Source organism: Paenibacillus sp. P2(2022), from assembly GCF_029522175.1.
Lineage (GTDB): Bacteria > Bacillota > Bacilli > Paenibacillales > Paenibacillaceae > Paenibacillus > Paenibacillus polymyxa.
The window spans coordinates 191,423-204,222 of the sequence record NZ_JAKWFI010000003.1 but is presented as its reverse complement, the minus strand read 5'-3'; the positions used below and the strand labels follow the sequence as shown (position 1 = coordinate 204,222).

Annotated in this window: 12 protein-coding genes and 1 riboswitch; all 12 genes read left to right on the top strand. The window is 49.9% G+C overall.

The window, feature by feature from the left end; genetic code table 11:
* The first annotated feature begins 188 nt into the window (after positions 1 to 188).
* The 12 genes from fni (at position 189) to MMB75_RS12590 (ending at position 12,672) form a co-directional block, all read left to right on the top strand.
* Positions 189 to 1,289 (top strand): type 2 isopentenyl-diphosphate Delta-isomerase, encoded by a 1,101-nt coding sequence (gene fni, locus MMB75_RS12645; protein WP_025366018.1) that lies wholly within the window; start codon positions 189 to 191, stop codon positions 1,287 to 1,289.
* On the top strand, positions 1,286 to 1,777 hold the full coding sequence (locus MMB75_RS12640) for a GNAT family N-acetyltransferase (RefSeq protein ID WP_025366017.1): 492 nt from the start codon (positions 1,286 to 1,288) through the stop codon (positions 1,775 to 1,777). The genes fni and MMB75_RS12640 overlap by 4 nt, the downstream gene beginning before the upstream one ends.
* A gap of 146 nt (positions 1,778 to 1,923) precedes the next feature.
* Positions 1,924 to 3,024 (top strand): redox-regulated ATPase YchF, encoded by a 1,101-nt coding sequence (gene ychF / locus MMB75_RS12635; RefSeq protein ID WP_016822869.1) that lies wholly within the window; start codon positions 1,924 to 1,926, stop codon positions 3,022 to 3,024.
* Positions 3,025 to 3,359: 335 nt separating this feature from the next.
* Positions 3,360 to 4,427 carry a peptide chain release factor 1 gene (prfA, locus tag MMB75_RS12630; protein ID WP_013373454.1) on the top strand — a complete coding sequence of 356 codons (1,068 nt, stop codon included), beginning with the start codon at positions 3,360 to 3,362 and terminating at the stop codon, positions 4,425 to 4,427.
* A 3-nt stretch (positions 4,428 to 4,430) separates the two neighbouring features.
* Positions 4,431 to 5,330, top strand: a complete 900-nt coding sequence (prmC, locus tag MMB75_RS12625; RefSeq protein WP_045244658.1) for a peptide chain release factor N(5)-glutamine methyltransferase — start codon at positions 4,431 to 4,433, stop codon at positions 5,328 to 5,330.
* Positions 5,331 to 5,405: 75 nt separating this feature from the next.
* The gene (locus MMB75_RS12620) at positions 5,406 to 6,599 is read left to right on the top strand and encodes an FtsW/RodA/SpoVE family cell cycle protein (RefSeq protein WP_013373452.1); all 1,194 of its coding nucleotides are present in this window, start codon (positions 5,406 to 5,408) and stop codon (positions 6,597 to 6,599) included.
* 215 nt (positions 6,600 to 6,814) lie between these two features.
* Positions 6,815 to 7,507 carry a stage II sporulation protein R gene (gene spoIIR, locus MMB75_RS12615; protein ID WP_019688824.1) on the top strand — a complete coding sequence of 231 codons (693 nt, stop codon included), beginning with the start codon at positions 6,815 to 6,817 and terminating at the stop codon, positions 7,505 to 7,507.
* A 180-nt stretch (positions 7,508 to 7,687) separates the two neighbouring features.
* The gene (locus MMB75_RS12610; protein ID WP_019688823.1) at positions 7,688 to 8,971 is read left to right on the top strand and encodes an L-threonylcarbamoyladenylate synthase; all 1,284 of its coding nucleotides are present in this window, start codon (positions 7,688 to 7,690) and stop codon (positions 8,969 to 8,971) included.
* Positions 8,972 to 9,114: 143 nt separating this feature from the next.
* The gene (locus tag MMB75_RS12605) at positions 9,115 to 9,675 is read left to right on the top strand and encodes a manganese efflux pump MntP (RefSeq protein WP_016822873.1); all 561 of its coding nucleotides are present in this window, start codon (positions 9,115 to 9,117) and stop codon (positions 9,673 to 9,675) included.
* Positions 9,676 to 9,760: 85 nt separating this feature from the next.
* Positions 9,761 to 10,345 carry a low molecular weight protein arginine phosphatase gene (locus tag MMB75_RS12600; RefSeq protein ID WP_019688822.1) on the top strand — a complete coding sequence of 195 codons (585 nt, stop codon included), beginning with the start codon at positions 9,761 to 9,763 and terminating at the stop codon, positions 10,343 to 10,345.
* Positions 10,346 to 10,423: 78 nt separating this feature from the next.
* A riboswitch (ZMP/ZTP riboswitch) is annotated at positions 10,424 to 10,505 on the top strand.
* A 207-nt stretch (positions 10,506 to 10,712) separates the two neighbouring features.
* Positions 10,713 to 11,300, top strand: a complete 588-nt coding sequence (locus MMB75_RS12595) for a TIGR01440 family protein (protein WP_016822875.1) — start codon at positions 10,713 to 10,715, stop codon at positions 11,298 to 11,300.
* Between the two features lie 121 nt (positions 11,301 to 11,421).
* Complete coding sequence (locus tag MMB75_RS12590; RefSeq protein ID WP_016324828.1) at positions 11,422 to 12,672, top strand: serine hydroxymethyltransferase; 1,251 nt, start codon at positions 11,422 to 11,424, stop codon at positions 12,670 to 12,672.
* Positions 12,673 to 12,800 lie beyond the last annotated feature (128 nt).

Here is a 12,800-nt window from a genome sequence, read left to right as displayed (position 1 = left end):
TTCACGGTCATGTATATATTTTTCCATCCATGATACAATGAAAATATCTTAAAATAGTGCTTTAAGGGCCTAGATATTTGATATATGAGATGATAAATAGATCGGTTACCGTGTTCGGGAACGGTCTTATTTGTGCTTCACGAACCTGATGGAATGCACAGATTGACTTTGGATGAGGTGGAACATAGATGAGTAATACAGAAAATAAAAATGGATCACCTGACGGCTCAGACAGATCCGGCTCTTTGTTGCCTGCCACGCAGACAGGTGAACGGAAAATTGAGCATGTCCGCCTTTGTCTGCAGGAAGATGTGGCCGGACACGGCATTACCAGCGGACTGGAGCGATATAGTTTTAAGCACTGCGCTTTGCCGGAGCTACATTTTGACGAGGTGCGTCTAGATACAACTTTTATGGGGCGCACTGTACGGACACCGCTGCTCATCAGTTCGATGACAGGCGGTAGCGCCGAGACAGGAGCGATTAATGAGCGGTTGGCAGAGACAGCAGAGAGACGCGGCTGGGCGCTCGGTGTCGGCTCCGTACGAGCTGCGGTGGAAAAAGAAGAGTTGGCTTCAACCTTTGCAGTTCGCCGTCTAGCACCTAGCATCCCGATCCTTGCCAATCTGGGTGCAGTGCAGCTGAACTACGGGTTTGGTGTGGACGATTGCCAACGTGCAGTGGAAATTGCCGGAGCGGATATGTTGGTGCTGCATTTGAACGGCTTGCAGGAGATATTCCAACCTGAAGGGAATTTGGATTTTAGCAGGCTGCTTGAGCGCATTGAGGAGTTGTGTCGTCGTCTTTCGGTGCCTGTAGGCGTGAAGGAAGTAGGCTGGGGCATAGATGGTGAGACGGCATCGAGATTATATGATGCAGGCGCTGCTTTTATTGATGTCGCTGGTGCGGGCGGGACAAGCTGGAGCCAAGTGGAGAAATTTCGCAATCCTGATCCTGTGCGCCGTGCAGCGGCAGAGGCGTTCGCCGATTGGGGCAATTCGACCGCTGATTGTATCGTGGAGGTTAGAGCAGCCCAGCCTAATGGCGCTCTGATCGGTAGCGGTGGACTGAAAAACGGTGTCGATGCTGCGAAGGCACTTGCTTTGGGCGCTGACATGGCAGGCTTCGGTCGCTCTTTGCTTGGCTCGGCGGTCACCTCCAGCGAGGCATTGGAAGCGCGATTGGAGCAAGTGGAGCTGGAATTGCGTACAGTCATGTTTGGCATCGGAGTAGCTGGGATCGAAGGTCTTAAAGAAACGACCAGACTAAGAAAGAAGGCGAACGGATGAGTGGATTCATTAAGTTGGTTCCGATGAACGCAGAGCAGTATGATCGCTTTGAGCAACGCTCGCTCGCAGATTACGCGGAAGAGAAAATCCAGGCAGGCGCGTGGACGGTGGAAGAGGCACCAGAACGGGCAAAGGAAAGCTTTGCAACATTTTTGCCACAAAGACTGGATACGCCCCATGCTCACCTGTACATGCTTGAGTATTCAGGTAGTGTGGGTCAAGGCTCCGAGGAAGCGGGATATATCTGGTTCAACATTACAGAAGGTACGCAAGGCAAAGAAGCTTTTTTGCTGGATATTCTCGTTTACGATTCATATCAGGGGCGAGGCCTGGGTACGTTGACGATGCAGGCGTTGGAACAAGAAGCTCGGAGGCTGGGTGCGGTTCGCATCGGTCTGCATGTATTTGGGCATAATGAGCGGGCTTTACATGTATATCGCAAGTCTGGTTATCGGGTTACGGATATCCAGATGAGCAAGGAAATCTAAATAAAGCTATCTAAATAGGGATGCAGCAAAATCCTAAATTCACAGCCGTATGCTTGCCGCATGTATAGGTTCTCCTATATAATGTGGGTTGGTAAACTAACAGAGGGTATAGCGCATATTTTATATAAACGGGAGTTGTTCTGATTATGGCTTTAAAAGCGGGGATCGTGGGTCTGCCGAACGTGGGCAAATCAACACTGTTTAACGCAATAACGCAGGCGGGGGCGGAATCCGCAAACTATCCATTTTGTACAATTGACCCTAATGTAGGGGTCGTTGAAGTACCGGACGAGCGACTGGATAAGCTGACTGAACTGGTAGTACCGAACAAAACGGTACCAACGGCTTTTGAATTTGTTGATATTGCAGGACTTGTACGAGGTGCCAGCAAAGGCGAGGGTTTGGGTAACAAGTTTTTGGCTCATATTCGTGAAGTAGATGCCATTGTTCATGTGGTACGCTGCTTTGAAGATGAGAATATTACTCATGTGGACGGCAAAATTGATCCGATCAGCGATATTCAGACGATTAATCTAGAATTGATTCTGGCGGATATCGAAAGTGTAGACAAGCGCATTGATCGTTCCCGTAAGAACATGAAGGGCGGCAACAAGCAGTATGCCCAAGAGGTTGAAGTACTGGAACGGATCAAGGAATCGCTGTATGCCGACAAACCTGCACGTAGCGTAGAATTGTCAGAAGACGAAAAGCTGATTATACGCGACCTTCATTTGCTCACGATGAAGCCTGTATTGTACGCAGCTAATGTCAGTGAAGATGGTGTAACGGAAGCTGACAGCAATCCATATGTGCAAAAGGTACGTGAATTTGCAGTAGCGGAAAATGCTGAAGTGGTACCGATCAGTGCCAAAGTAGAGGCTGAAATTGCTGAGCTGGAAGGCGAAGACAAGGCAATGTTCCTTGAGGAGCTAGGGCTGGCTGAGTCTGGTCTGAACCGTCTGATCAAAGCAGCTTACCGCTTGCTGGGACTGTATACGTATTTCACAGCAGGTGTGCAGGAAGTACGCGCATGGACTATTCACAAAGGAACAAAAGCACCTGGCGCTGCGGGCGTAATCCACTCGGATTTTGAACGCGGATTTATTCGCGCTGAGGTTGTATCCTACGATGACTTGGTCGCTGCTGGATCTATGAACGGGGCCAAAGAACGTGGTCAGCTTCGTTTGGAAGGTAAGGAATATGTGGTGCAGGACGGAGACGTTATGCATTTCCGTTTTAATGTTTAGGATGCATCTCGGCGTATAGCAAACAGGGTTTATATACAAACATATTAGGTCATTGTATATGTGTTATCCGCATGTACTAACTTACTTAGTCGCTGCCTGTCCCGGGCGGCGACTTTTTATTTGATTCGTATTCCTTTTTCCTGATTGAGAGTTTGTTACCAAATCTTTAGCGGAATATTGTTTATTCGACTTCAATTGATTTGTTGATTTTTGCAAAATCCTAAATTAGCAAGTATTTTATGTAGCTAATTAATCGATTAGTTGTTATAATAAAGAGCTGTAGCCAGTGAATTCAAAGCTGGTTTCATATTAATTTAACTGAAGAGGTGAATCGCTTGTTGGACCGATTGCAATCATTGGCGGACCGCTACGATAAACTGAGCGAACTGCTCTGCGATCCGGATGTGGCGAACGATAGCAAAAAACTTAGAGATTATTCCAAAGAACAGTCTGATTTACAGCCTGCTTATGAAGCATATACCGAATATAAAACTGTCGTTGAGGAGCTGGACGCTGCTAAAGCCATGCAGGCTGAAAAGCTTGACGACGAGATGCGTGAAATGGTCAAAATGGAGATCGAAGAGCTGAGTGCCCGTAAGCGGGAACTGGACGAGAAAATCCGCATTTTGCTGCTGCCGAAGGACCCGAACGATGATAAGAACGTTATTATCGAAATTCGTGGTGCTGCGGGTGGGGACGAGGCTGCACTGTTTGCAGCGGACTTGTACCGGATGTACACTCGTTATGCAGATACACAAGGCTGGCGTGTAGAATTGATGGATGCGAACATGAATGACCTTGGAGGCTTTAAAGAGGTTATTTTCATGATTAACGGACGCGGTGCCTACAGCAAAATGAAATTTGAAAGTGGCGCACACCGTGTACAGCGGATTCCGACAACAGAATCTGGCGGACGTATTCATACGTCTACCTCCACGGTGTCCGTGATGCCTGAGGCAGAGGAAGTGGATATCGAAATTTTAGACAAGGATATCCGCGTGGATACTTTCTGCTCCAGCGGTGCGGGCGGTCAGTCCGTTAATACAACCAAGTCGGCGGTGCGTGTAACGCATATGCCAACAGGTATTGTGGCAACCTGCCAGGACGGCAAATCCCAGAACTCCAACAAGGAGAAGGCGCTGCAAGTTTTGCGTGCCCGTATTTCGGATATGATGCGTCAGGAAGAGGAAGCCAAATATGCAGGCGAGCGTAAGAGCAAAGTAGGTACCGGGGATCGCAGTGAGCGTATACGTACTTACAACTTCCCGCAAAGCCGTGTAACGGATCATCGCATTGGTTTAACCATGCACAAGCTGGACCAGGTGATGAACGGAGAGATCGAAGAAATCGTATCAGCGCTCACGATTGCAGAGCAGGCTGATTTGATGGAACAAGAGGTTTAAGTTTTGGGGAACGAACGCGATTGTGTGTATCGGATGCCGCCGGAACGGAACATGAGTGTCAGAGAAGCCTTAGTTGAGGCTTCTTCTTTTTTAGGAAGTTGCGGCGTGTTGGAGCCGCAGCATAATGCCCGCTTGCTGCTGGAACATGTGCTTGGGCTGGAAGGTACGAGGTTTTACGCCGCTCTGGGCGATCCGTTCCCTTCCTCCGTTAAGGAGACGTGGGAACGGATCATCGCCCGCAAAGCTGCGGGTGAACCGGCGCAGTATATTATCGGACGGCAGGAATTTTATGGACGCCCGTTCGCGGTTTCACCGTCGGTGCTGATTCCGCGCCCCGAGACAGAGCTGCTCGTCGAGGCGATACTCCAGCACGGCGACCGGCTGTGGTCGAGCGGTGCTCCACACGCGCTCGACATTGGCACGGGTAGCGGCGCGATTGCCGTGACGCTGGCAGCTGAGCGGCCGCGCTGGCACGTAGCAGCGGGGGATATTTCTACTGCTGCGCTCGAAATGGCGTCCCAGAACGCCGCCGCAAACGGCGCAGCCGTAGAATTCCGCGAGGGCGATCTACTGGTGCCGTTTGCGGGAACAGCGGTGGACATCCTCGTGTCCAACCCGCCATATATCCCGGCTGCTGACATCGCTGGCTTGCAGCCAGAGGTGCGCGACCATGAGCCGCGAATGGCGCTGGATGGCGGCCCTGACGGGCTTGGCCCGTATCGGGCAATGCTGGAGCAGCTTGGGCTCCTTCAGGCCCCACCCCGGCTAATCGGGTTTGAGCTGGGGATGGGACAGGCCAGAGACGTGGCTGGCCTGCTGGAACAGGCAGGTCATTGGAAGAACATTCTAATCATTCCTGACCTTGCGGGGATCGAGCGACATGTCCTAGGCGTCTCGGAGTAATGCTGCATTTTCTTTTTGCGAGTCTTTCCTTTAGAATAAGAGGAGTATGACCGAGAAACGGCTCAGGGGGAAATCATGCTTCAGAAATTGAAAAAAATTGATGGTCCGGTTATTTTTATTCTGGTTTTGCTCATGGCGATTAGTATCATAACGGTATACAGTGCTGGTAGGGGTCCTACGAACTTGGCAGAGCACGGCAACGATTACCAGAAGATGATCGGGTATTATATATTGGGCTTTGTAGCGATCTTGGGTTTAGCGATAGTTGATTTTCGGATATTCATTAAAAAAGCCTTGTATGTATATGGAGGCGGGATATTTCTGCTGATTCTCGGCTTTTTTGGCGGGACGGTTAATAACTCTCAAGGCTTTTTGAAAATTGGTGGCTTAAATCTCCAGCCTGCTGAGGTATTCAAGCTGGTTCTTATCATTTTTTTGGCGTATATGCTGATTAAAAAGCGCAAGAGCAAGCTGTATTTTATTCAGGATGTTCTTCCAGTTGCTCTAGTGAGCTTTGTCCCATTTGCCATGGTCATGGCACAAAATGACTTGGGTAATGCGCTCGGTTACATTGTCATCGTCATTGGTATGCTATGGATTGGTAATGTGAAGGCATCCCATGCGCTAATCGGATTTATCGTATTTGCAGTCGCCGTTGGTGGCGGGATCAAAGCGTATATTTCGTTTCATGATGAGATTGATTCCTTTATGAAAGGCATTGGACGTAGTCACTGGGTAGAGCGTTTAGACCCTTGGCTGGTACCAGAAGAAGCGACTGCGAAGGCATCTTATCATACGAAAAATGCCAAACTGGCCATAGCTTCTGGCGGAATGATGGGCAAGGGCTTCTTGCAGGGAACTTCGGTACAGTCCGGACGTGTTCCCTATACCTATGCGGATTCTATTTTTGTAGTTGTAGCAGAGGAGTTTGGGTTTGTAGGCTCATCCATTCTGCTGTTGCTATATTTTATTTTGATTCATCGAATGATCCTGATTTCGCTGGAATGCCGGGATCGAGCTGGACCATATATTATTGTCGGGATTGTGTCCATGTTGCTATATCAGATTTTTGAGAACATTGGTGCGTTTCTGGGCATTATGCCACTTACGGGGATTACGCTCCCGTTCATAAGCTATGGCGGTACCTCGTTGCTTATTAACATGGCTAGTATTGGCTTAGTTATGAGCATTAAGGTGCATGGCCAGGAGCTAGAGGATGACCTGCCGCAGCCTTCCAGAGTAAGCTTGACGAAGGCGAAAAAAGCCTAGTACAGGTGGGTTGTGGCTTAATATTAATAGTTATTTTTACGAGTTGAAACGGTGCAACAAAAGAGTCCAGATTGTGAAATCTGGGCTTTTTTATATTCCTAGGTGACGATCTAGCTTGCAATAGCCTGAATTATTTTACGAGATTCATAGGTTTAGACTCTCCCAAACCGGACAGACTGATAGATATGATAGAGTTTGGGTTTGGGGGGACGAAGATGAGAAGTTGGATAAAGCAAGCTGCAATGATACTCTTTTGTATTTCAATATTAATGATGTCTTGGGAAGGTCAAAAAACAGATGCAGCTATGACCACGGGGGCAAGAGGAACTTTAGCATCTGGAGTGACCACCACAGGGTTGAAAGTAATTCCGCACGATTCCATTCGACTGCGAATTTTAGCAAATTCAGATCGTCCGGAGGATCAGTTGGTTAAGCGCGAAATACGGGATGCCATCGTGCAGCAGATGAATGCGTGGGTGGGTGAACTGGACAATCCACAAAGCCTAAATCAAGCCAGAGTGTTGATTGACGCACATTTACCTGAAATTGATCGCTTGGTAGGTGAAGAACTGGCTCTTCGCGGTATAGCGTATGATCATCAGGTGGAGCTGGCAAGTGTACCTTTTCCGACGAAAATGTACGGAGGTCTTGTCTACCCGGCAGGGAATTATGAGGCGCTTCGGGTTACACTGGGGCAAGGGAAAGGGCAAAATTGGTGGTGTGTGCTGTTCCCGCCGTTGTGCTTTATTGATGCAGGCAGTGGTGAAGCAGCAGCACAAACTGTATCGGCAAAAACAAGTCATGAAGACAATCGAACGAACGCCGCTGGCAAGGAGCCGGAAGTACGTTTTTTCCTGTGGGATGCCCTTACGGGGCTGTGGAGCTGGGTGAGTGGCTTGTTTGCCTAAATGTTTCGTCAGTGCTATGGAAAAGAGAACAACGAGTGTAATTTTCCCCATATGTTATAATGGAACTTACGATAGATATACAGAGGGCAGAGCCAAATCGAACTGATTTGTTAAAGTAGGTTTTTGGGGATCAGGGCCATGAAATGGCCTGTATGACAATAAGATATGGGATGATCTGATATGAGTGATAAAGTGAATCAAATGCATGACTTGCACGTAGGTTTTGTGAAAAAAGAGATAGCAGAGCAGGAGCAGGCGTTACAGCCTTCTCATACACACTGGTGGGATGTAAGATGTCTGGTTCCTGTAGAGAGCACGACTGTATCTGCTATCTCGTCTTTTGAGGTGGAAAAAGTGGATTCCGTTGATTCTGTGAACAACACTGACGGGGATGGTTCTGACGAACTTTCAGCTGGACAGGCTCTGATCGCAGCGGAAAAGGGCATACGCGAGGCCGCCGTACTTCTCCAGGCTGGAGAGACGGTAGCCTTCCCTACGGAAACCGTGTACGGACTGGGGGCCGATGCACGCAGCACGAAAGCGGTGGAGGCGGTATTTGCTGCCAAAGGTCGTCCTTCCGATAACCCGCTCATTGTACATATTTCCGATGCTGCTCAATTAAAAGGCATGGTAGCGGAAATTAACGATACATCCCGAGCGCTGATGAATGCATTTTGGCCAGGACCGCTGACCCTCGTATTGCCGGTAGTGCCGCAGGCACTGTCATCGCGTGTGACAGCAGGTTTGGACACGGTCGGTGTGCGCATGCCGGATCATCCGATCGCGCTGCGCTTGATCACGGAAGCCGGTTGTCCGCTGGCTGCACCAAGCGCCAACCGCTCGGGAAGACCCAGTCCGACTCTAGCACAGCATGTGCTGGAGGACCTGGAGGGTCGCATCGGCGGTATTTTGGACGGAGGTCCCACGGGGGTGGGACTGGAGTCCACGGTAGTGCAAGCGGGTGACGACGGAACCGTCACCATTCTGCGCCCTGGCGGCGTGACGGCTGAACAGCTCGCTGCGGTTGCTCGCGCCGTCGTATTGGACCCGGCGTTGGCTGCCACACCGGGGCAGGATGTCGACAGCCTGGCGCCACGCTCGCCGGGCATGAAGTATACGCACTACGCGCCGCGAGGCCGCTTGAGCGTGGTACAAGGCCCGTCGCCTGTTGAAGTGACGGGCTGGATTCGCGACGCGCTGGCGGAGGCTGCCGCGCGCGGGGAGCGCACGGCGGTGCTCGCGTTCGACGACCATGCCGCCGGCTACGCCGGAGAACGGGTCTACACGCTGGGCAAGCTGGACGCGCTTCATGAGGCAGCGCAGCGTCTATATGGCGTGCTCCGACGCTGCGATGAAGACGGCGTCACCTACATTTTGGCGGAAGCCTGCCCGCCGAAGGGATTGGGAGACGCCGTCATGAATCGACTGCTTAAAGCGGCAGGTCATCGAATTATCCGATTGTAGCTTCTGTAAAGAATGGAGTCTCTTATTTTAATTCCTCCTCTCTCCTCGTCTCTGTTTTGGGTATTTTCAGTACCTGCTTGTACTGATTTGCCCCTTGTCCGCATAACGTGTACAAGAACAGACGGATAATGGAGGGATGGAGTATGCTGGCAGCCTCTGCCGATGCTGGGCAGGTTGTAACGATTCTGATCATGGCGGTAGCGCTAGGGATGGATGCGCTGTCGCTGGGCGTAGGGATCGGTATGAAGGGGATACGCCTGCGAGACGTGCTGCGCATCAGCATTGTGATTGGTTTTTTTCACATCCTGATGCCGTTGCTGGGAATGTTCACAGGCCATTATATGAGTTCTTTATTAGGCCATGTGACGACCTATTTCGCAGGGGGATTACTCATCCTTTTGGGCGGGCATATGGTGTACAATTCCTTCAAGGGAGACGGCGTACACGTATTGGATCATCGGTCGCCTTTGGGTCTTTTGCTATTTGCACTTGGGGTGAGCATTGACTCATTTTCTGTGGGAGTTTCCCTGGGGATGTTCCAGAGTGACCTGGTGCTGACTGTTCTGGCCTTTGGTTTTTGCGGGGGAGCGATGGCGATGCTGGGGCTGTTACTGGGGCGCAAGGTCAGCCGCAATCTGGGGGATTATGGAGAAGCGGTGGGCGGTGCCGTTTTGCTGGCATTCGGCTTTATGTTTATGTTTTGATTTTAACGTAGACAGTGTAAAATAAATACAGGATTTGAGTAATCCTCTGTTTATATATTTTTTCAACATACGGGGGGTGAAGACGTTGAAGAATATCTTATTTGTATGCACAGGGAACACCTGTCGCAGTCCAATGGCTGAGGGGATGCTGCGTAAGTTGGCTGCTGAGCATGGACTGGAACTGGAAGTGCGTTCCGCTGGAGTAGCTGCGATGGATGGGGCGTCGATATCCCGGCATGCAGAGGCGGTTCTACGTGATCACGATATATCCGATCAGATCACTTCAACCCCTTTAAGCGACGGGCTTGCCGAGTGGGCACATCTGATCTTAACCTTGACGCAAGGACATAAACAGCATGTCATTCAACGGTTTCCACAAACGGCGGGCAAAGTATTTACGCTGAAGGAATATGTGGAGGACCGGGACGCAGTGCTGAATGACGTACAGGAGTTAGATGGTTTGTATGCATCACAGCAGTTGATGGCTTCACTTGGACAAGAGCTATCAGCGCAGGAACGTGAGCGAATGATTGAATTACATCAACGGATTCCGGGCTTCGATATCTCAGATCCGTTTGGCGGTTCGCGGGAGGACTACGATGTCACAGCTGCGGAAATCCGTGTAGCTTTGCATAAGTTGCTGGACAAGCTAAAGGGATCTTCCGAATAAAGTCGGTACCATTCCTCTATTTTGTACGGAATCTGTTGATTTTCGAAAGTTAATCCGTTAAGATAAGGTGGAAAAATGAGAATCCGATGTAACTGGCGACAAAAGTGGGATTAACCACGATGGAGCATCGGATATACGGCCGGTCGCCTGGGCAAAAGAGCAATTCCACATAGGTGTGGACTGCTCTTTTTTCGTATACGAGCTACAGCAGATCTTCTGTTGCCTTCTTGTTCTTCCATTTTTTCTGCTCGAAATCTGAAACATCGGCTATAATATAGTCAGATTGTGATCAGGAGAGAGTGTGTTGAACTTGGGGCATGGGACCATGCCTAGTCTCTGAGAGGCTGTTCAACCAAAGGAGGTTCCAATGGTAGAACAATTGGATCATGAGATTTCACTCGAAGCACAGACCGCTTCTGTCGTGCGGGAAATTGCAGAAGTGGCCAGTCTTAAAGCTGGTCGCCTGCTGGTTATTGGCGCAAGCACGAGTGAAGTGGCTGGAAGTCGGATCGGCACAGCAGGAGCGCTGGATGTGGCTCAGCAAGTGTTGTCTGGAGTAGAATCCGTTCGCAGAGAGTATGGCTTTGATGTGGCGTTTCAATGCTGTGAGCACTTGAACCGAGCACTGGTCGTTGAACGTTCTCTACTGGAGCGATTAGGCCTGATGGAGGTTGCGGCTGTTCCTGTTCGTACAGCAGGGGGCTCTATGGCTACCGTTGCCTATCGCTCTATGGACGATGCGTGTCTGGCGGCGAATGTGCAGGCTCATGCCGGGATAGACATCGGCGAAACGCTGATTGGCATGCATTTGCGCCCGATTGCCGTTCCGTTTCGCCCAAGCCTTCGCTGGATTGGTGAAGCACGTGTGACGGCCGCGTTCACTCGTCCTCCACTTATTGGCGGACAACGGGCAGTGTACAGTCTGGAACAAGAAGCCGGCGGAAACTGCGATTAGCATTTGGCATGTCGGCATGTTTGTACTGATCTTTTTTGCATTGATGATGAGGTACCCAACAGAGGAGCAGGCATTTGCTTGTATACCCAACAATTTGACCATGGAGAGGGAGTAATCAATCATGATGGAACATCTGCGTAAAAGTGACCCGGCAGTGATGGAAGCAATGGGGCTTGAACTGAAACGGCAACGCCACAATATCGAGCTGATCGCATCTGAGAATATCGTCAGTGAAGCAGTAATGGAAGCCATGGGCTCCGTGCTTACCAATAAATATGCTGAAGGTTATCCGAACAAACGCTACTATGGTGGCTGTGAGCATGTAGATATCGTCGAAGATATTGCACGTGACCGTGCGAAAGAACTATTTGGCGCCGAGCATGCGAACGTGCAGCCTCACTCTGGAGCGCAGGCTAACATGGCGGTATATCTGGCAGCTCTTCAACCTGGAGATACTGTACTGGGTATGAATCTGGCGCATGGCGGCCACTTAACACACGGAAGCCCGGTTAATGCCTCCGGTTTGTTGTATAACTTTGCTGCTTACGGTGTACGTGAAGACAACTTCCGCATCGACTATGATGAAGTGCGCAAAGCAGCCTTCAAGCACCGCCCTCGTCTGATCGTAGCTGGTGCAAGTGCATATCCGCGTACTATCGATTTTGAAGCCTTTGCTTCCATTGCTAATGATGTAGGTGCTTTATTCATGGTGGATATGGCACATATCGCAGGTCTCGTGGCAGCAGGGATTCACCCTAGTCCAGTTCCTCATGCCCAATTTGTGACAACAACGACACACAAAACGCTGCGTGGTCCGCGTGGGGGCCTAATTCTGACTCGCAAAGCGTGGGCGCAAGCGATTGATAAAGCTATCTTCCCTGGTACTCAAGGAGGACCACTGATGCACGTGATCGCGTCCAAAGCAGTTGCTTTGGGTGAAGCGCTCCAGCCATCATTCAAAACCTATGCGCAAAACGTAGTTCGCAACGCACAGGTGCTGGCTGAGACACTGCTGGCAGAGGGGATCAACATTGTATCCGGTGGTACGGATAATCACCTGATGCTGTTGGATACCCGCAATTTGAATATTACAGGTAAGGAAGCGGAGCATGTATTGGATTCCGTGGGTATCACGGTCAACAAAAATGCTATTCCTTTCGACCCAACGAGTCCGTTCGTTACCAGCGGCATCCGTATTGGTACACCTGCTGCAACTTCTCGTGGTATGGATGAAGAGGCTATGGTTAAAATCGGTAAAATCATTGCTGATACTCTTAAAAATCCAAAAGATGATACTGTATTGTCCAAAGCAAGCCAAGCGGTGGGCGAGTTGACAGACAAGTTCCCGATCTATCCAGGAACACAATACTAATTCATCGCCATTCCTTTTAATCTTTATATGAAAAGGCTGTTTTCCTTTCGTTAGCGAAGGGAGAACAGCCTTTTTTTGATTCCAGACGACTCGAAACTTACATTTTTGGGTAATAAGCGATTAAAGTA